General features: G+C 61.7%; 13 protein-coding genes. All 13 read left to right on the top strand.

Annotation, left to right across the window (positions count from 1 at the left end; genetic code table 11):
• Nucleotides 1–181: 181 nt before the first annotated feature.
• The 13 genes from BM132_RS03275 (at nucleotide 182) to BM132_RS03215 (ending at nucleotide 19,237) form a co-directional block, all read left to right on the top strand.
• Nucleotides 182–1,417, top strand: a complete 1,236-nt coding sequence (locus BM132_RS03275) for an MdfA family multidrug efflux MFS transporter (protein WP_092453885.1) — start codon at nucleotides 182–184, stop codon at nucleotides 1,415–1,417.
• Between the two features lie 27 nt (nucleotides 1,418–1,444).
• Nucleotides 1,445–2,572, top strand: a complete 1,128-nt coding sequence (locus BM132_RS03270; RefSeq protein WP_092397898.1) for a LuxE/PaaK family acyltransferase — start codon at nucleotides 1,445–1,447, stop codon at nucleotides 2,570–2,572.
• 1 nt (nucleotide 2,573) lies between these two features.
• Complete coding sequence (locus tag BM132_RS03265; protein ID WP_092453235.1) at nucleotides 2,574–4,985, top strand: acyl-CoA reductase; 2,412 nt, start codon at nucleotides 2,574–2,576, stop codon at nucleotides 4,983–4,985.
• A gap of 53 nt (nucleotides 4,986–5,038) precedes the next feature.
• Nucleotides 5,039–6,313 carry a phenylacetate--CoA ligase family protein gene (locus BM132_RS03260; protein ID WP_092453232.1) on the top strand — a complete coding sequence of 425 codons (1,275 nt, stop codon included), beginning with the start codon at nucleotides 5,039–5,041 and terminating at the stop codon, nucleotides 6,311–6,313.
• On the top strand, nucleotides 6,310–7,254 hold the full coding sequence (locus BM132_RS03255; RefSeq protein WP_092453229.1) for a GNAT family N-acetyltransferase: 945 nt from the start codon (nucleotides 6,310–6,312) through the stop codon (nucleotides 7,252–7,254). The genes BM132_RS03260 and BM132_RS03255 overlap by 4 nt, the downstream gene beginning before the upstream one ends.
• Before the next feature lie 209 nt (nucleotides 7,255–7,463).
• Nucleotides 7,464–7,910 carry a DUF411 domain-containing protein gene (locus tag BM132_RS03250; RefSeq protein WP_092453226.1) on the top strand — a complete coding sequence of 149 codons (447 nt, stop codon included), beginning with the start codon at nucleotides 7,464–7,466 and terminating at the stop codon, nucleotides 7,908–7,910.
• Nucleotides 7,910–8,344: a YqaA family protein gene (locus BM132_RS03245; protein WP_092453223.1), complete on the top strand. Its 435-nt coding sequence runs from the start codon at nucleotides 7,910–7,912 to the stop codon at nucleotides 8,342–8,344. Before BM132_RS03250 ends, BM132_RS03245 begins: the two co-directional genes overlap by 1 nt.
• Nucleotides 8,345–8,430: 86 nt before the next feature.
• Nucleotides 8,431–9,462: an alpha/beta fold hydrolase gene (locus BM132_RS03240; RefSeq protein WP_092453219.1), complete on the top strand. Its 1,032-nt coding sequence runs from the start codon at nucleotides 8,431–8,433 to the stop codon at nucleotides 9,460–9,462.
• An 11-nt stretch (nucleotides 9,463–9,473) separates the two neighbouring features.
• Complete coding sequence (locus tag BM132_RS03235) at nucleotides 9,474–10,439, top strand: D-2-hydroxyacid dehydrogenase family protein (RefSeq protein ID WP_092453216.1); 966 nt, start codon at nucleotides 9,474–9,476, stop codon at nucleotides 10,437–10,439.
• A 558-nt stretch (nucleotides 10,440–10,997) separates the two neighbouring features.
• On the top strand, nucleotides 10,998–12,569 hold the full coding sequence (glgA, locus tag BM132_RS03230) for a glycogen synthase GlgA (RefSeq protein WP_092397882.1): 1,572 nt from the start codon (nucleotides 10,998–11,000) through the stop codon (nucleotides 12,567–12,569).
• A gap of 7 nt (nucleotides 12,570–12,576) precedes the next feature.
• Nucleotides 12,577–14,379, top strand: a complete 1,803-nt coding sequence (treZ, locus tag BM132_RS03225; protein WP_092453213.1) for a malto-oligosyltrehalose trehalohydrolase — start codon at nucleotides 12,577–12,579, stop codon at nucleotides 14,377–14,379.
• Nucleotides 14,376–16,454 carry a 4-alpha-glucanotransferase gene (gene malQ / locus BM132_RS03220; protein ID WP_092453208.1) on the top strand — a complete coding sequence of 693 codons (2,079 nt, stop codon included), beginning with the start codon at nucleotides 14,376–14,378 and terminating at the stop codon, nucleotides 16,452–16,454. The genes treZ and malQ overlap by 4 nt, the downstream gene beginning before the upstream one ends.
• The gene (locus BM132_RS03215; RefSeq protein ID WP_092453205.1) at nucleotides 16,451–19,237 is read left to right on the top strand and encodes a malto-oligosyltrehalose synthase; all 2,787 of its coding nucleotides are present in this window, start codon (nucleotides 16,451–16,453) and stop codon (nucleotides 19,235–19,237) included. The genes malQ and BM132_RS03215 overlap by 4 nt, the downstream gene beginning before the upstream one ends.
• Nucleotides 19,238–19,244: the final 7 nt, after the last annotated feature.

The raw sequence follows: 19,244 nt of genomic DNA, 5'->3' as shown, positions 1-19,244 counted from the left end.
CCCATCAGATTAATTACCTGCATCACCACAAAAGTCTGCGCCTATCGGACTTCTTTCTTACAGATTTAACTCACATTTCTGCCACAAACACAGGGGAAGACTTCTTTCGGCCCTGAATTTAACCAACGTATTCTCGAATAAGAGGCGCTTACCTCCTTACCGAAAATCAATGTTGGAAATCATGCAAAACTTGCTGGCAACTCTTTCGCCAATACGATTGACAGGTTTTTGCCTGGCTATCGCTCTTTTCGAACTATTGACTTACCTGGCCAGCGACCTGGTTATGCCGGCCATGCTCGCGGTGACCCGGGAACTGGATGCACCCGCGGATCAAATCCCCCACGCCTTCAATCTGTATCTCTTGGGCGGTGTTCTGCTGCCGTGGCTGATCGGTCCGTTATCGGATCGCTATGGGCGTCGTGCATTCATGCTCGCCGGTTGCGCCGGTTTTGTCCTGGCTTGCGCGGCGATCACCCTGGTCACCCACATGCAGGGATTCAACGGGCTTCGTTTGATCCAGGGTATGGGGCTGGGTTTCGTGATCGCGGTCAGCTACCCGGCCATACAGGAAGTATTCAACGAGTCGGACGCCGTGAAGGTCATGGCGTTGCTGGGCAATCTCGCCCTCCTCTCGCCCTTGCTGGGGCCGCTGCTGGGTGGTTTGCTGCTGCAATGGCTGTCCTGGCGCGAGCTGTTCGTGCTGCTGGCGGGCCTTGGGGCCGTGAGCTGGCTGGCCTTATGGACATTCATGCCCCCAAACCACGGTCTGGCGCATTGCTGCCCCCGGCAACCGGCCCTGGAGCCGTTCGAGCTGCGCACACTCATCAGGCGCTATGGCGCGCTGCTGGGCCATCGCGGCTTCATGGCCGCGTGCGTGGCGCTGGGGTTGATGAGCCTGCCCCTGATTGCCTGGATCGGTCTGTCCCCACTGCTGCTGATCCAGGACCAGGGCCTGTCGCCCTTGGTGTACGGCCTGTGGCAAATCCCGGTGTTCTCCGGCGTGATCCTTGGCAATCTCCTGCTCAATCGCCTGGTGGAGCGAGTGGGCGTGCACGGGGTCTTGCGCTACAGCCTGTGGCCCTTGTCTACCGGCCTCATTGCACTGGTGATCGCCAGCCCGTTCAACCTTGGCGTACCCGCGCTGGTCAGCGGCCTGGCGCTATACGCCTTGGGGCTCGGCATGGGCAACGCGACCTTGTATCGATTAGCGCTGTTCGCCAGCGACGACAGCAAAGGGCTGGTCTCGGCCATGGTCGGGATGATTTCCATCGCAGTGATGAGCACAGCCGGCTCGCTGCTCGCGCTACTGGGCGCCGGAACGAGCCTGAACGCCTTTGCCTTGATGGTCGGCATCGCCGGGCTCAGCTGCCTGGTGGCGCTACGTCTGTTCCTGTCGCAACCGACCGCTCACGTCTGAAAATCCCCTCCCTGAGGAACGTTACCCATGATTCATTTTCCCCACGCCGATGCGCTGTGTGCATTGGCGCAGCCTTACGATCCCGATTCGGTACCTGCCGGTCTATTTGATCGGGCCATGGCCCAGATCAGCCTGTTCCATTGCCACCACACCCCTGGCTACGAACACTGGCTCAACGCCAACGGCCTGGCGGTCGAGGATCTGGAGCATTTGACTGACTGGTCGCGCTTGCCGCCCATCTACGCCAATTACTTCAAACAGCGCTTGTTGCTCAGCCCCACCGGCGAGAACGCGCTGGAGCTGACGTCCTCCGGCACCAGTGGCCAGAAAAGCCGCATGCGCTACGACGAGCGCAGCATGGCTGCGGCCCAGGGCATGGTGGCGCGCATCTTTGAACACTACGGCTGGTTCACGCCGGATTCGCCCTGCAACTACCTGCTGTTCAGCCACGAGCCGGAACCGGTCAATCGCGTCGGCACCGCTCATACGGATCAGTTCTTGCGCAGCTTCGCACCGGCCAATCGGATTTTTCATGCGCTGCGGCGCACCGGAAAAGGTCATGAATTCGATGTCTTTGGCGCGATCCGGGCCCTTCAGGAGTTCGCCGAAGAGGGCCTGCCTGTGAGGATCTTCGGCTTCCCGGCGCTGCTGTGTCATGCGCTTGAGCGCATGCGCGAGACCGCAACGCCAAACCTCAAGCTTGCTCCCGACTCCCTGGTATTTCTGGGAGGCGGTTGGAAAAAACAGGCCGCCCAAGAGATCCCCCGCCACGAGGTCTATGAACACATCACCCGGCAACTGGGCATTGAGGCGCACCGCTGCCGCGACGGTTACGGTGCCGTCGAGCACGCAGTGCCGTACATCGAATGTGCGCACCACAGGTTTCATGTGCCGGTCTATTCGAAAGCTTTCATACGTCACCCCTCGAACTTCAGCGTCCAGCCCTTCGGCAAGGCGGGATTGTTGTCATTCGTCTCGCCTTACATCTCTTCCAGTCCCGCCCATGCCGTGGTGATGAGCGACCTGGCGACCCTGCATCCAGCCAACTGTGAGTGCGGCCTGAACACCCAATGGTTCGAACTGCACGGTCGGGCCGGCACCAGTGCCAGCCGAAGCTGCGCCATGGCCGCTTCCGAATTGATCAAGGAGAATTGATATGTATCTTATCAACGGCCAACTGCACGCTGATCTGCCACTCGATGCAGCCCTTGAACGCCTGCAGACGCAACTGCCTGGTCTCCTGGACGTACCGCCCCCCAGCGATAGCGTGCTTGATTGTGCGCAGGCGTTCGCACAAATGCTGCGGGCCCCAGAGCAAACTCCGTTCCTGGACGACGGCCAGCGCCAGGCATTGATCGCCTTCTGCGAACGCAAGCATTTGAGTCGCAAACTCGAACGGGAGCTGGGGGCGGACGCGCGCTCGCTACGCCGAATCGACTATAGCGATGGCCCTTTCGAAAGCTGGCAACCCCTGGGGTTGGTGGTGCATGTCACCCCCGGCAATTCACCGCTGCTGGGGTTCTTCGCCGCACTGGAAAGCCTGCTGGCGGGCAACGTCAACTGGCTGCGACCCAGCACGCGCGATGCAGACCTGACGGCGCGGGTGTTGGCGGCGTTCCTCGATTGTGATCCAAGCGGCCAGTTGCGCGATTACGTTGCGGTGCTGCCAGTGCCCCACCACGAGTGCCGGCGTCTCTTCGCGCTGGCCCAGGGCGTCAGCGCCTGGGGTGGCGAGACCGCACTCAAGGCCATGCGTGATCAGCTTCCGAGCGGCTGCCGCTGGATCGATTGGGGACATCGCATCAGCTTCGCCTATGTCACGCCGCAAGCCGCCAACGAGCAGGCGCTGGACAGCCTGGTGGATGAGGTCTGCCGCCTCGATCAGCAAGCCTGTTCCAGCCCCCAGTGGCTGTTGGTGGACAGCGACGAGCCGGCTCAGATGCAGGCACTGGGCAACGCCCTGGCTGGCGCATTTGAACGACGCACCGGACAATGGCCGGCGCTGCAAACCAGTGCAGCTGAAGCGTGCGAAATCACCACCCGCACGGCACTTGCCCGACTTGAGCACAGCTTTGCAGGACAAACCGGCCAGATTTGGGAGGGCCACGGCTGGTGCATTATTTGGGAGCATCACCGCGACCTGCTGCCATCGCCACTGTTTCGCACGCTTATATTACGACCGGTGCCCCATGGGCTGATCACCGAAACCCTACTGCCCTGGCGAAACGTGTTGCAGAGCTGCGCGTTGATCTGTGAACCGCAACGGGCGCCTGAACTTGCACGTCGCGTATTAGCCGCCGGCGTGACCCGCATCTCGGCAACCGCAGACATCCAGCAAGGCTACGAGGGCGAGCCTCACGACGGTGTCTACGCGCTGCAACGATTGAGTCGTCGGGTATCGGTCGGTCTTGAACCTGAGGTCGCCAGTCATCGTGTGACACTGGACGCCCCGCCGACAACGACACCCATTTCACCCTCGACGCCGATCATGGACAAAGCGGCATTCCTGGCGCTGCCTGCCGCACCCCAGGCCCAGTTGTTCTTCCGCTCAGGTGGTAGCAGCGGCGCACCGGTGCTGTCGCCCTACAGCCACCGCGATTTTGATCGCCACATGCGGGCCGCCGCCGACGGACTACGCGCGGCCGGTCTGGATCCGACGAAAGATCGGGTGATGAATCTGTTTTATGGCGGCAACCTCTACGGCGGCTTCTTCAGTTTCTCGAAAATACTCGAGCACATGAACGCCGTGCATTACCCCATGAGCGCGACGTCAGATGCGGACTTTGAAGAGATCGCACGAATGATCGTCACTCACAAGGTCAATACCCTGGTGGGCATGCCAAGTACCTTGCAGCGCCTGTTTTCCAGCCAGCGAGAAACCCTTCAAGGCTACGGCGGCATGCGCAAAGTCATGCTGGGCGGCGAGCACCTGGGCCCAGGCTGCCGTCAGTTGCTTGAGGACTGCGGCGTCACGAGTATTCGCTCAGCCATCTATGGCAGCGTCGACGCGGGCCCCCTTGGCCATGCCTGCACTGTCGGCGGCGAGGGTGTGTTCCATCTCATGGAGGACATTCAACACTTGGAGATCGTCCAGTTGGACCAGGACGCTCCGGTCGCGCCGGGGGAAACCGGACGGCTGCTGTTTACTTCTCGCCGACGCCAAGCGCAGCCCCTCCACCGCTATGAAGTCGGTGATTGCGGACGCTGGCTCACCGCTCCCTGCCCCTGTGGTCTGGAGTCACCCCGGTTCGAGTTGCGCCAGCGCCATGGCGCCCTGATACGCATCGTGACGTACCTAATCAATACCCACGAGTTGGCCGAACAGGCACAAGCAGCCATTCAAATCGTGCTTGATTACCACAGCAGCGGCTGCGAACGCCTACTGATTCGCGCCGATGGCGACGCACCAACAGTTCGGCGCCAGGTCATGGACCTTGAACTGCTGTCCACGCTGGTAGAGTCCCAAATGCTTGTACTGGACGTGCAATCCTGTCCGGCGGCGAGTTTCGAACATAACAAACACAGCGGCAAAGTCCCGCTGGTGATTGACCGCAGACTCACTGCTTGATTGTTTTTTCCGTGTAATTGAACAAGCGGACGTTAGAGTCCGAGAGAACCCTGATGAGCACCTCTTTACCATTCGAACAATGGCTCGCCCATATTCGTAAGCATTCAACGTTCTATCGCAAATCTTTACGGCATTTACCCGCGCAGAACTGCACGTTGGAGGATGTCCCCATTGTCGACGTCGCCGACTATTGGGCCGGCAGTCATGACCTGGACAATTGGGACGTGCTGACCGGCAAAGTCGAAGACGCGCTGATCTACAAAACCGGCGGCACGACCAGCCAGGGAAAACTATCGGTGTACACCCACACTGAATGGCAACGGATGCTCGACTGCTTCGGTCAGAGCCTGTCAGCGCAACTGAAGGCAGGCGATCGAATCGCCAACTTGTTTTTTTCCGGAGACTTGTACGCCAGTTTCCTGTTTATTCATGGTGCTCTGGGCAAAGTCGATGTGCCCATCGCCGAATTTCCCTTCACCGGGGCGGTGGATCTCGACGTACTGACCGAGGCCGTGAGCGGCCACCGCATCAATGTGCTGGCGGGTGTGCCCGCGCACCTGCTGGCGTTCGCCGACCACTTGGATCAACAGGGGCGGACGCTGCCCGGCATCACCACCGTACTGTTCGGCGGGGAAAACCTGTTCGACAGTCAGTTGCCAGCGTTGCAGCGCGCCTTCCCCCAGGCACGCTTCGCCTCCATCGGCTATGCCAGCGTCGACGCCGGGCTGGTGGGCGCCAGCGCACCGGACTGCGACCTGGGCGAGCACCGCGTGTTCGGCGAACAGATACGGGTAGAGATCATCGATGAACTGAGCGGTGAGGTCATCCAGGCATGCGATCGACCCGGCACTCTGGTGGTGACCAACCTCACCCGAACCCTGATGCCCATCGTGCGCTATCCGGTGGGCGATCGAGCGTGCTGGCGCGAGCCGGTTGGAACCCTGCGACGCAAGTTCGCGCTTCAGGGCCGCAGCGCGAAAAGCCAGCGAGTGCGGGTAGGCGTTTTCTCGCTGTTTTCGCAGGAAATCAGCGACATCATCCTCAGCATTGGCGGTGATCTTCAATGGCAATTGATCATCGAGCACGTGCAGAACAACGACCGCGTGTTGCTCAAATGGGTGCCTGGTGAGCAAACGCAGGCTTGCCAGTCACTCTCCAGCACATTGAAAGCCGCCTTGACCAAACAGTATCCGGGTATCGATCAACTCGACCTGCACGTCCAGGCCTGCGGCCTGCAAGCGTTGGAACGCCATCCACGCTCCGGCAAGCACCTGTCGATCATCGACCGCCGCGCCTATGCTCCGCTGGCAGCGAGGCCCGCCGGATGAGCAGCGTGGTCATCCGATCGTTCAGGCCCACGGATGGCGTCGGAACCAGCGAATTGTTCCGCCGGGTTTACGGCGATCACTATGTCTCGCCAGACGTCTACCTGCCACATATGATTGGCCTGCACAACCTGCTGAACCGTTGGCACTCCATGGTCGCCGTGGAGAATGACCGCGTGGTCGGCCATGCCGCATTGTGTCGGCAGACGGCCGATGGTGAAGACGCGGAACTGGCCCTGATCGCGGTGGACCCCGCAGTGCAGGGCAGCCAGATTGCGACGCGCCTGGGGCAGAAGTTACTCGACAGCTGCCAGGACCTCGGGCTTGCCAGGCTGTCGATCAAGCAAGTCACCAGCCATTGCTACAGCCAACGCCTGGCACAACGCCTGGGGTTCCATGACACCGGGCTGCTGCCTGACCATGTGCCCTCACCTTTCGCCACGGTCCACGCCGAAACCATCGTAGTCGGCAGCCAGGTGGTCAGCGGCCATCGCCGCCCGCTGCCGCACCTTAAGTGGCCGGTGGCATGCCAATGGCTGACGCAACCCTTGGCATCGCTGTTTGGTACCTCGCTCGAGGCGCCTTTGCCTTCGGTACAGCCTTTTCAGATCCGACAACTGCCCGGAAGAATCGACATTGTGGCCGGGTACATAGGCCTTCGCCTGGCCGGGCAACTGCTGCGCTTGCCGGCCCATTGGTCGCTTTCAGTACGACTCGGACTGCGTCAGCAATTTGCCGACGATTACCAACGATTGATGGACGCCGGATTCATCTTCACCGGGATCATGCCTGCCGAAGGCGGCCCCGGCTGGCAGGCAATGTTTCACCGTGGCGTCCTGGATCGCCCGCTCACCTTGCACTCGGAGCCGATGCAAAGGCTCCACGAACAAGTGCAAGCCCAAGGGTACATCTGGAGGTGCGCTCAAGCAGGTTCGGCGGCTTGAAAACGGGAGCACGGACGCTCAACACATCACCGAGGTTCTCGACAGGATGGCTCGCACACAGGGCTCAGCGCAGCCTGATGAGTTTGCACCGGACTTCGAATCACTGCCCCCAACCTGACAATTCTGTAATCCCCCCTTCAGGCCACTGTCAGCGCACGCTGGCTACTCTGTTATCCTCCTCCCAAACTGTTCGACACGAGACTGCCCCTATGGCCAACCCCCTGCACCTGCTTGCCCTGAGCGCGCTTTTTGTCACCACTCTGGCCCAGGCCGCCGAACCGATCACCATTGACGTACACCGCGATGCCAATTGCGGTTGCTGTAAAAAATGGATTTCGCATCTGCAAGAACACGGCTTCAAGGTCAACGACCATGTTGAAACCGACATGGGTTCAGTCAAACAGCGCCTGGGTGTGGCGCCAAACCTACGCTCCTGCCACACCGCCCAGATCAATGGCAAATTCGTTGAGGGGCATGTCCCGGCCGACCAGGTCCTGGCGTTGAGCCAACGGGACGACCTGCTCGGTGTGGCCGCGCCTGGCATGCCCATGGGTTCGCCCGGTATGGAAACGGACGGCATGAGTGATGCGTATCAGGTGATCGGCCTGAAAAACGACGGGACTCAAACCGTGGTGGCGGATTACCCGGCCCACTGATGGGCGAGGCTTACATCGGCTTGTTCCTGGCGGCATTCGGTGCCGCCACCTTGTTACCGCTGCAATCCGAAGCACTGCTGGTTGGGCTGTTGCTCAGCGAACGCTATGAAGCCTGGCTGTTGCTGGGAGTCGCCACCGTGGGCAACGTACTGGGCTCGCTGGTGAACTGGTGGCTGGGCACACGCCTGGAGCAGTTCAAGGATCGGCGCTGGTTTCCGGTCAGTCCGGCGCATCTGGACAAGGCCCGCCTGCATTACCAGCGTTATGGGCGCTGGTCGCTGCTGCTCAGTTGGATGCCCATCATCGGCGATCCACTGACCTTGGTGGCGGGGGTGATGGGGGAGCCGTGGCGGCGCTTTGTGTTGATCGTGACCCTGGCCAAAGGGCTGCGTTATGGCGCACTCGCCCTCGCGACCCTGGGCTGGATGGGTTGAACGTTCGCGTCTTTGGGTTGCCTGTGGTTAATGTCGCCATAATCGGGCCACGCCAGGATCGGCCGGATGCCCAAAGGAGATTGCCCATGTCGCGTTCCACTGCCCGCTGGTTGCCCAGCCTGTTTCTGACCGCCGCCCTGCCGCTGTTCGCCCAGGCGGAAAACCCGCCTGAAGGTCCGGCCTATGGCCCGGAACTCCAAGGTTTCGAATACCCCTACACACTCAAGCACTTTCCCCTTCAGTCCCAGGGCCAATCATTGCAAATGGGCTACATGGACGTGCCGGCCCAGGGCGAGGTCAATGGTCGCACCGTGGTCCTGATGCACGGCAAGAACTTTTGCGCCGCCACCTGGGGCGACTCGATCAAGACCCTCAGCGAGGCCGGTTACCGGGTCATCGCCCCGGACCAGATCGGTTTCTGCACGTCCAGCAAGCCCGCTTATTACCAGTACAGCTTCCACCAACTGGCAACCAACACCCAAGCCCTGCTCAAGGCCCTCGGGGTGCAGAAAAGCATTGTGCTCGGCCACTCCACCGGCGGCATGCTCGCCACCCGTTACGCCCTGCAGTTTCCCGATCAGGTCGAGCGGCTGGCGATGGTCAACCCTATAGGCCTGGAGGACTGGAAAGCCCTCGGCGTGCCCTACCGTACCGTGGACCAGTGGTACGAGCGCGAACTGAAACTCAGCGCCGACGGTATCCGCAACTACGAGCGCAAAACCTACTACGGTGGCCGCTGGAAACCGGAGTTCGAGCGCTGGGTGGACATGCTCGCCGGGCTGAACAAGGGGCCGGGGCACACGCAAGTCGCGTGGAATTCGGCGCTGATCTACGACATGATCTTCACCCAGCCGGTCTACTACGAATTCAAGGACCTGAAGGTACCGACGCTGCTGCTGATCGGCACCTCCGACACCACCGCCATCGGCAGCGACATCGCGCCGCCGGCCGTGAAAGCCAAACTGGGTCAATATGAAGTGCTGGGCAAGCAGGTGGCTCAATTGATTCCCCAGTCGACTCTGGTGGAGTTCGCCCATCTGGGGCATGCCCCACAGATGGAAGAGCCGGACCGGTTCCACCAGGCCTTGCTGGGCTGGCTGAACAAACCCATTCCCTGACGAGGTGTTCCATGGCGGTGCAAATAGCAGTCATCGATGATTGGCAGGACGTAGCGCGGGACGTGGTGGACTGGTCGGTGCTCGATAGCATCGGCCAGGTGACATTTATTCATGAGTACCCCGCCGAGCGCGACACGCTCGCCGCGCGCCTGCACCGTTTCGAAGTGATCTGCGTGATGCGTGAGCGCACGCCCTTCGATGAAGGCCTGCTGCGCCGCCTGCCCAACCTCAAGCTGTTGCTCACCGGCGGCATGCGCAATGCCGCCCTGGACCTCAAAACCGCCGCCGAGCTGGGTATCCAGGTATGCGGCACCGAAAGCTACAAGCACGCCGCCCCCGAACTGACCTGGGCGCTGATCATGGCCCTGACCCGCAACCTGGTGCAGGAGGCCAATGCCTTGCGCGCCGGCCTGTGGCAGCAAGGCTTGGGCGGCGACCTGCATGGCAAGACGCTGGCGATCCTGGGCCTGGGCAGCATCGGCACACGGGTAGCCCAGTTCGGCCAGATCTTCGGCATGCGGGTGATCGCCTGGAGCCAGAACCTCACCGCCGAACGGGCCGCAGAAGTGGGTGTGACCTACGTGAGTAAACAGGAACTGTTCGAACAGGCTGACATTCTCTCGGTGCATCTGGTACTCAGCGAGCGCTCCCGCGGTTTGGTGGACGCCCAGGTGCTGGGCTGGATGAAACCCCAGGCGCTGTTGGTCAATACCGCACGCGGTCCAATCGTCGATGAAGCCGCCCTGATCGACGCCCTGCGCGCCAAACGCCTGGCCGGTGCCGCCCTGGACGTTTTTGCCGAGGAACCCTTGCCATCCGACCACCCGTTCCGATCCCTGGAAAATGTACTGGCCACACCGCACGTGGGTTACGTCACTCGGCACAATTATCAGAAGTTCTATTCCTTGATGATCGAAGACCTGCAAGCCTGGGCGGCCGGCAAACCGATCCGCCTGTTGACCCCCACTGGCGACTGACACGTACTAAGTGGGAGCAAGCCTGCTCCCACAGAAACAGCGCATTTCAGGGCCAATAATGGCCACTAAAACGCCTCTATTCCACCCGCCCCCTGATGGTGCGTCGCGCCATGGCATCGCGCACGCCGATGAAACACCCCCTTTTCCCATACACCCATTACGTTTCCAGAAACTGCACTTCGTCGGTGCGTATCCCCCTTTGTCGTGTAAGACATTGCCGCCAATAAAGCTGATTGTCGGACAATTCGACGAAGCGCGCCGCACCGCTCTAGGTTCTGACCTAGACTGCCCAACCGGGGAGAAAACCGACCGGTCGTCCAGACGAAAAAAAGTGGAAACTTTTCGCAACGGCGACAGGTCAGGTTAGAGGTAGGGCAACAACGGCTGGTGCAGTCCTTGCAAGTCCTTGAAGCAGCCCCTTCACCTGATTCGCTTAACCGCATTGGGCAGCGCTTTGCTTACCTTGCGTAGCGCTTGTGCGCCTGGCCGCAGGATTCGGCCAATGAAACAACAGCTCTGGCGCTTGCCGGAAACAGATCGAGAAAATGGGAGAAAGTTATGATCAGTGCTGCCTTGGAACCACAGCAAGTCCGTTCTCAACTTCCGCCGGCGACTGACTCGCCGACGGCACCGGTGCTGGCCACCGGCGGCAAGGCACTGCTCCCGGTCGTCAGGCAGAATCCCAATCGCAAGAAGGTATTGTTCGTCACCTCGGAAATTGCCGATCTGGTGAAAACCGGTGGCCTGGGCGACGTTTCTTCCGCCCTGCCCCGGGCCATGGCCGGCCTGCATGACGTACGGGTGCTGATCCCCGGTTACCCGCAGGTGATGAACAGCGGCAACCCGATCCACATCATCGGCGAACTGGGCGGCCACGCCGCGCTGCCGCCCTGCAAGATCGGGCGCATGGACATGGCCGACGGCCTGGTGATCTACGTACTGATCTGTCCGGAACTCTTTGCCCGCGAAGGCTCACCCTACGGGGCCAACAACGGTCGCGACTGGCCCGACAACCACATTCGCTTCGCCCGGCTGGGCCTGGCCGCGGCTGATATCGCCGCCAACCTCGCCCAAATCCACTGGTGCCCCGATCTGGTCCACGCCCATGACTGGCCGGCCGGTCTGGCGCCGGCCTACATGCACTGGCGCGGGCAACGCACGCCGACCCTGTTCACCATCCATAACCTGGCGTACCAGGGCGTGGTCAGCCTGGCCTCCTGCCCGGAGCTGGGTATCCCGGAGCACGCGTTGCAACAGGAAGGCATGGAGTTCTACGGCAAGTTGTCGTTCCTCAAGGCCGGCATGGCGTACTCCAGCCATATCACCACGGTCAGCGCCACCTACGCCCAGGAAATCACCACCCCGGCATTCGGCTGCGGGCTCGACGGTTTTCTCGCGGCCAAAACCCAGCAAGGCCTGCTCAGCGGCATTCCCAACGGCATCGACGAGAGTTGGGACGCGGCCACCGATACGCACTTGTTCCGCCAGTTCGCCATGGGGGACTGGGAAGGCAAAGCCGTGAATGCGGCTCATGTGCGCGACCTGTTCGGTCTCGACGACTCCAGCGGCCCGCTGTTCGCCGTGGTGTCGCGCCTGGTGTACCAGAAAGGCCTGGATCTGACCGAAGCCGTCGCCGAGTTCATCGTCGAGTCCGGGGGCCAGATCGCAATCATTGGTCGCGGCGAACCGGAGGAAGAGCAAGCCATGCGTGAACTGGCGCTGCGTTTTCCCGGCCGGATCGGTGTACGCATCGGCTTCAACGAAACCGACGCGCGGCGGATGTTCGCCGGCAGCGACTTTCTGCTGATGCCTTCGCGCTACGAGCCCTGCGGCTTGAGCCAGATGTACGCCCAGCGCTTCGGCTCGCTGCCGGTGGCACGCAATACCGGCGGGCTGGCGGACACCATCGAAGACGGCATCACCGGCTTTCTGTTCGATGAATCCACAGTCGAGAGCTACAAACAGGCCTTGAGCCGGGCGTTCAAGGTCTTCGAGTTCCCGGACCTGCTCAACGCCATGCGCTGCCGGGCCATGTCGGCACCATTCAACTGGTGCAAGGCCGTGGAACCCTACGCCGAACTCTATGAACAGCTAGTGGCCAAGTCACTGGGTAAATCGGCCAGACAATGAGGTAACAATGCCGTCAAGGACGCCTGAAACCTGGACCCATGGCGCGGTCATGCTCGATGCCGAGCACACACGCTTCGCCCTCTGGGCCCCGGATGCTTTTTTTGTGAGTGTCGAACTCGACACTGGAGATTCAATCCCGCTACTGCCCCAGGCCGATGGCTGGTTCATGATCCAGACCCGCTGTCCCGCCGGCACCCGCTATCGCTACAACATCGACGGCGAACTGGAAGTCCCCGACCCGGCGTCCCGCGCCCAGGCCGGTGACATTGACCGCCACAGCGTGGTGGTCGACCCTCATGCTTACTCATGGCGCCATACCCACTGGTCCGGGCGCCCCTGGCACGAAGCCGTGATCTATGAGTTGCACGTCGGCGCCCTCGGTGGTTTCCAAGGCGTCGAACAGCACCTGGCGCGCCTGGCTGGATTAGGGGTGACCGCCATCGAACTGATGCCGCTGTCGCAGTTTCCCGGTGACCGTAACTGGGGCTACGACGGTGTCCTGCCCTATGCTCCCCAGGCCTCCTACGGCACGCCCGAACAACTCAAGCACTTGATCGACAGCGCCCATGGCCACGGGCTGGCGGTGATTGTGGATGTGGTTTACAACCATTTCGGCCCCGACGGCAATTATCTGCACCGGTACGCAAAAGGCTTCTTCCGCGAAGACAAGCACACCCCCTGGGGCGCGGCAATTGACTTCCGGCGCCGCGAGGTGCGGGACTTCTTTATCGACAATGCGCTGATGTGGCTGCTGGAATACCGTTTCGATGGCCTGCGCCTGGACGCCGTGCATGCGATCGAAGATCCGGATTTTCTCCAGGAGCTGGCCGCCAGGGTGCGCGAACAGGTAGATCCGGTTCGGCATGTCTGGTTGACCGTGGAAAACGAACACAACCAGGCCAGCCTGCTGGAGCACGGCTATGACGCGCAATGGAACGATGACGGGCACAACGCCTTGCACGTACTGCTGACCGGCGAAACCGACGCCTATTATGCTGACTATGCCCAAGAGCCAACGGAACAATTGGCCCGCTGTCTCAGCCAGGGGTTTGTCTTCCAGGGCCATATCAACCGCCACGGCGAACCCCGGGGTGAACCCAGCGGCCACCTGCCGCCCAGCGCTTTCGTGCTGTTTCTGCAGAATCACGACCAGATTGGCAACCGGGCACTGGGTGAACGCCTGCACCAACTGGCCTCGCCTCAGGCCCTGCAAGCGGCGACGGTCTTGTTGCTGTTGTCGCCGATGATTCCGCTGCTGTTCATGGGCGATGAAGTCGCCGCCCGGCAACCCTTCCTGTTTTTCACCAGCCATCACGGCGAGCTGGCGGAGCTGGTTCGTGAAGGTCGGCGCAACGAGTTCAAGGCGTTCAGTGCCTTTGCCGATCCCGAAAAGCGTGAGCGCATCCCGGACCCTAACGCGGCCGATACCTTCGAGGTGTCACGGCCTGATCTGGAGGCGCAGCACGCTGAGCAACACGCCAGTGAAACACTCTATCGACAACTGCTGAAAATCCGCCGTGAAGCGATCGTCCCGCGCTTGCCCGGCGCCCAGGCCTTGGGCGCCGAAGTACTGGGCCATGGCGCAGTCAGCGCACGCTGGCGCATGGGCGACGGCAGCGTTTTGCGCATTGACCTGAACCTCAGCGATCAACCGGTCAAGCATACCGCTCAAGAAGAGGCCGAGATTCTTTTCGAACATCCGCAGCACGCCATGGGTCTGTTGCAGCAGGGGGCCTTGGCGCCCTACAGCGCGCTGGTCAGTCTGACGCAAGCGGCAAACTTGCCCAATATCACTGGAGAGCGCCTATGAGCGATGCGCAACTGGAAATTCTCGCCGGCCGAGCGGGCCTGGCGGTGGATTGGATCGACGCCAACGGCCGGGCGCAAAAAGTCTCGCCCGCCGTCTTGCGCTCAGTCCTCATCGGTCTGGGCCATCCAGCCGGGACCGCCCAGGAAATCGACGCCAGCCTGCTGCAATTGCAGCAGGATCAACAGAATCATCAATTACCACCGCTGATCACCGCCGATGTCGGCGCCAGCGTGGATCTGAGCCGCTACTTCGAAGCCGCCACGCCCTGCGAAATCCAGCTCGAGGATGGCGCCACACTGAACCTGAACCTCGACGCCGACGCCAGGCTGCCGGGGATGGTCCCGGTGGGTTACCAGCACGTCAGCATCCAGGACCAGCATTTCACCCTGGCGGTCGCGCCAGCACATTGCTATAGCGTGGCCGATGCCGTGGATGATCCGACGCCCCGCGCTTGGGGCCTGAGCGCGCAGGTATATGCGCTGCGCCGCCCCGGCGACGGAGGCTTCGGTGACACCCAGGCCCTGGAAGAGTTGGTACGGGTCGCCGGCGAGCGCGGTGCCGACGCCCTGGCGATCAGCCCGATGCACGCGATGTTCAGCAGTGACACCGGTCGTTATAGCCCCTATTCACCGTCCAGCCGGCTCTTTCTCAACAGTCTCTATGCCGCGCCGGGCACCGTTCTCGGCGAACGCGCGCTGCGCGCCGCCATTGACGCCACCGGCCTGACCAACCAACTGCGCAACCTGGAAGAACAACCGCTGGTGGATTGGCCCGTGGCGGCCCAGGCCAAGCAGAAAGTCCTGCGCGCCCTGTACGACGGCTTCAGCCAGGGCGAGCACCCATTGCATGAGGATTTCAGCAGTTTCCGCCACACCAGCGGCGAACCCCTGGAGAATCATTGCCGCTTCGAAGCCCTGCAGGCCGAACGCGCGGCTCGGGGAGAAAGCCTGGACTGGCGCCATTGGCCCGAAGAATGGCGCAACCCACGGAGTTCGACGCTGGCGCATTTTGCTGAGGAGAACGCCGACGAAATCGGTTTCTACGCGTTTTGTCAGTGGCTGATTACCCGATGCCTGGAGCGCGTCCAGAGCGCGGCTAAATCCAGCGGCATGGGCATTGGCCTGATCGCTGACCTGGCCGTAGGCGCCGATGGTGGAGGCAGCCAGGCCTGGAGTCGGCAGGATGAACTGCTCGCCTCGTTGACCGTGGGCGCACCGCCGGACATCCTCAACCGCTCCGGCCAAGGCTGGGGCATCTCGGCATTCTCGCCGGAGGGGTTGGTACGCAATGGTTTTCGCGCGTTCATTGAGATGCTGCGGGCCAACTTCGCCCACGCCGGCGGCTTGCGCATCGATCATGTGATGGGCTTGCAACGCCTGTGGGTGATCCCCAACGACGCCCCGCCCAGCGATGGTGCCTACCTTTATTATCCGGTGGACGACCTGCTGCGCCTGCTGGCCCTTGAATCCCATCGCCATCAGGCCATCGTACTGGGCGAAGACCTCGGCACCGTGCCCGAGGGTCTTCGCGAGAAGCTCAGCGCCCGGTCGATCCTCGGCATGCGCGTGCTGTTGTTCGAGCAGGACAATACCCACTTCAAGCCCATCCTCGACTGGCCGGACAACGCACTGGCCACGACCAGTACCCATGACTTGCCGACCCTCAATGGCTGGTGGCACGGCCATGATATCGACTGGAACGCCCGGCTGGACCTGATCGACTCCCACACCGAGATGGACTGGCGCAAACACCGCGCACGTGAACGCGAAGGCCTGAGTAATGTGTTGAATCAGGACCCGCAGAACTTTCGTGAAGAACACCAGGATACCGACGAGATACTCGACGCCAGTGTGCGTTTCCTCGGCCACACCCGTGCACCGCTGGTGTTGCTGCCGCTCGAAGACGCCCTGGGCATCGACGAGCAGGCCAATCTGCCTGGCACCACCGATAGCCACCCCAACTGGCGGCGTCGCCTGGCGTGTGACAGCCAGGTGCTGCTGGATGACCCGGGCGCCGCCCGGCGTCTGGAAGTACTCGCCTGCGCACGGCTTCAGGCGAACGAGCGTGACCGATGAATCAGACGTTGATCCAACCATTGCGGGCGACCCTTCGCCTGCAGTTTCATAAAGGCTTCACCCTGGACGATGCCATCCCCCAGGTGCCGTACTTCGCGTCATTGGGCATCAGCCATATTTATGCCTCGCCACTGCTCAAAGCCCGCGCCGGCTCCATGCACGGCTACGATGTGGTCGATCCGACCCAAGTGAACCCGGAACTGGGCGGTGAAGCCGCGCTTCGACGGCTGGTCGCCAGCCTGCGTGAGCACCGGATGGGTTTGATCCTCGATGTCGTGTCCAACCACATGGCCGTCGGCGGCAATGACAATCCCTGGTGGCAGGACCTGCTGGAATGGGGACGCTTGAGCCCCTTCGGCGAGTTTTTCGATATCCAGTGGCATTCTCCCGACCCCTTGATGGAAGGCCAACTGTTGCTGCCATTTTTAGGCAGCGACTACGGAGTGGCCTTGCAGGAAGGCACGCTCACGTTACGCTTCGATGCCACGCAAGGCAGCTTCCTGGCCGAGCATTACGAGCATCACTTCCCTATCTGCCCCATGCAGTACGGCGAATTACTCAAACCTGCCGAAACGCTGCCATCCGAACAGGCCGAATCCCTCAGGGCGTTGGCCGAGCGTTTTACCACGCTGAACTACCAGACTGACGCCCATACCCTGGCCCGACCGCTGCAGCAGCAATTGCAAGAGTTGGTCTGCCAGCCGGGTATCCAGGCCACCATTGAAGAGAACTTGCGCACCTACGACTCCCGGCAACCCGAGGGATTCGAGCGTCTGCATCAATTGCTGGAGCGCCAGAGTTACCGGCTCGCCAGTTGGCGCACGGCGGCGGACGACATCAACTGGCGGCGCTTTTTCGACGTCAATGAGCTGGGTGGCCTACGGGTCGAGCGCCCAGCCGTGTTCGAAGCTACCCACGCCAAAATTTTCGAATTGATCGCCGAAGGACTGGTGGACGGCTTGCGGATCGACCACATCGACGGTCTGGCCGATCCTCGCGGCTACTGCCGAAAATTGCGCAGGCGTCTTGATTCGCTTTCACCCTCGCGGCACCTGCCCATTTTCATTGAAAAAATTCTCGGCGATGGCGAGAGCCTGCGTCAGGACTGGAACATCGACGGCAGTACCGGTTATGAGTTCATGAACCAGATCTCGTTGCTGCAACATGACCCGGCCGGTGCCGAGCCCCTTGCCGAGTTCTGGAGTCGCCACAGCGAGCGACCGGCGCACTTCATCGAAGAAGCCCGTCTGGCCCGTCAACAGATTCTCAATGGTTCCCTGGCCGGAGACTTCGAAAGCGTCGCCCAGGCCTTGTTGCAAGTCGCGCGGGACGACGTGATGACCCGTGACCTGACCCTCGGCGCCATTCGCCGCGCGTTACAGGAACTGATCGTGCACTTCCCGGTGTACCGCACCTACATCAACCCGCTGGGCCGTTGTGGCGAAGACGATGTGTTTTTCCGTCAGGCCCTGGAAGGCGCCCGACAAACCCTCAGCGAAGCCGACTGGCCGGTGCTCGACTACCTGGCCGACTGGCTCGGCGGGATGCGCTGGCGGGATCGCCCGCGGGGCAGTCAGCGCAAACGGCTGCGCCATGCTTGCGTGCGCTTCCAGCAACTGACCTCGCCCGCCGCCGCCAAGGCCGTGGAAGATACAGCGCTTTATCGTTCGGCAGTGCTGCTGTCGCGCAATGACGTGGGCTACAACACCGAACGGTTCAGCGCCCCGCCGCAAGCGTTTCATGACGCCTGCCTCGAGCGACTGGAGCACTTCCCTGACAACCTGATGACCACCGCCACCCATGACCATAAGCGCGGCGAAGACACCAGGGCGCGGCTGGCGGTCATCAGCGAACGAGCTGATTGGTACATGGCGTGCGTAGACCAATGGCGCATTCTTGCGCCCTCGCTGCACAGCGACCCCGCCGCTCCTTCAGCCGGTGATGAATTGATTCTGTACCAGGCACTACTGGGAAGTTGGCCGCTAGACCTGGATGTGCACGACCACACGGCACTGGCCGATTACAACGAGCGCATGTGGCAATGGCAACGCAAGGCTTTGCGCGAAGCCAAGTTGCAAAGCAGTTGGTCGGCCGTCAACGACGCTTATGAGCAGGCGACCCAGCTCTTCCTGGAACGGCTGTTGCTCGGTGATGAGGGGCTGCCCCTGCGCAATGCCCTCGCCGAGGCGGTCCAGGTCATCGCCCCGGCGGGGGCCCTCAACAGTTTGGCGCAAACCTTGCTGCGCATGACTGTCCCTGGTGTACCGGACCTGTACCAGGGTAATGAGTTCTGGGATTTCAGCCTGGTGGATCCGGACAACCGCCGCCCAGTGGATTTCCTGGCGCGCCGCGAGGCGATGCAAACACCAGGCACCCCGGCGGAACTGGTAGGCACCTGGCGCGATGGCAGGATCAAACAAGCGTTGATCGCCAGGACACTGGCCGTGCGCACCGAACACCTGCCACTGTTCCAGCAAGGTCGCTATCAGCCACTGCAAGTGGTTGGCGCGCAGGCCGAACGGGTCCTGGCCTTTATGCGTGAGCATGAGCAACAACGGGCAATCATAGTGGTACCGATCCATGCAGCCAGCCTGCTGGAAAACGGTGCCGTGCCGCTGGTGGCTGCATCGGACTGGGGCGACACCCGCGTATCACTACCGTTTGCCCGTGGGGATGAAAAACTGAAGGGACTTTTTTCCAGCGCGGCAGTCACACCCCAAAGGGAGCTGATGGTCAGCGACGCACTGGGGGATTTCCCGGTCAATGTCTTTATCCAAACTTGAGTTCAGT

Origin of the sequence: Pseudomonas sp. NFACC45 (genome assembly GCF_900113505.1) — a bacterium.
Lineage (GTDB): Bacteria > Pseudomonadota > Gammaproteobacteria > Pseudomonadales > Pseudomonadaceae > Aquipseudomonas > Aquipseudomonas tehranensis.
This window is presented reverse-complemented; position numbering and strand designations above follow the sequence as displayed.

Excerpts from the sequence above, each read along its gene's own strand:
- glgA (WP_092397882.1), top strand. The coding sequence starts at position 10,998 with ATGATCAGTGCTGCCTTGGAACCACAGCAAGTCCGTTCTCAACTTCCG.
- treZ (WP_092453213.1), top strand. The coding sequence starts at position 12,577 with ATGCCGTCAAGGACGCCTGAAACCTGGACCCATGGCGCGGTCATGCTC.
- BM132_RS03260 (WP_092453232.1), top strand. The coding sequence starts at position 5,039 with ATGAGCACCTCTTTACCATTCGAACAATGGCTCGCCCATATTCGTAAG.
- BM132_RS03215 (WP_092453205.1), top strand. The coding sequence starts at position 16,451 with ATGAATCAGACGTTGATCCAACCATTGCGGGCGACCCTTCGCCTGCAG.
- BM132_RS03275 (WP_092453885.1), top strand. The coding sequence starts at position 182 with ATGCAAAACTTGCTGGCAACTCTTTCGCCAATACGATTGACAGGTTTT.
- BM132_RS03265 (WP_092453235.1), top strand. The coding sequence starts at position 2,574 with ATGTATCTTATCAACGGCCAACTGCACGCTGATCTGCCACTCGATGCA.
- BM132_RS03255 (WP_092453229.1), top strand. The coding sequence starts at position 6,310 with ATGAGCAGCGTGGTCATCCGATCGTTCAGGCCCACGGATGGCGTCGGA.
- BM132_RS03250 (WP_092453226.1), top strand. The coding sequence starts at position 7,464 with ATGGCCAACCCCCTGCACCTGCTTGCCCTGAGCGCGCTTTTTGTCACC.
- BM132_RS03245 (WP_092453223.1), top strand. The coding sequence starts at position 7,910 with ATGGGCGAGGCTTACATCGGCTTGTTCCTGGCGGCATTCGGTGCCGCC.
- malQ (WP_092453208.1), top strand. The coding sequence starts at position 14,376 with ATGAGCGATGCGCAACTGGAAATTCTCGCCGGCCGAGCGGGCCTGGCG.
- BM132_RS03235 (WP_092453216.1), top strand. The coding sequence starts at position 9,474 with ATGGCGGTGCAAATAGCAGTCATCGATGATTGGCAGGACGTAGCGCGG.
- BM132_RS03270 (WP_092397898.1), top strand. The coding sequence starts at position 1,445 with ATGATTCATTTTCCCCACGCCGATGCGCTGTGTGCATTGGCGCAGCCT.
- BM132_RS03240 (WP_092453219.1), top strand. The coding sequence starts at position 8,431 with ATGTCGCGTTCCACTGCCCGCTGGTTGCCCAGCCTGTTTCTGACCGCC.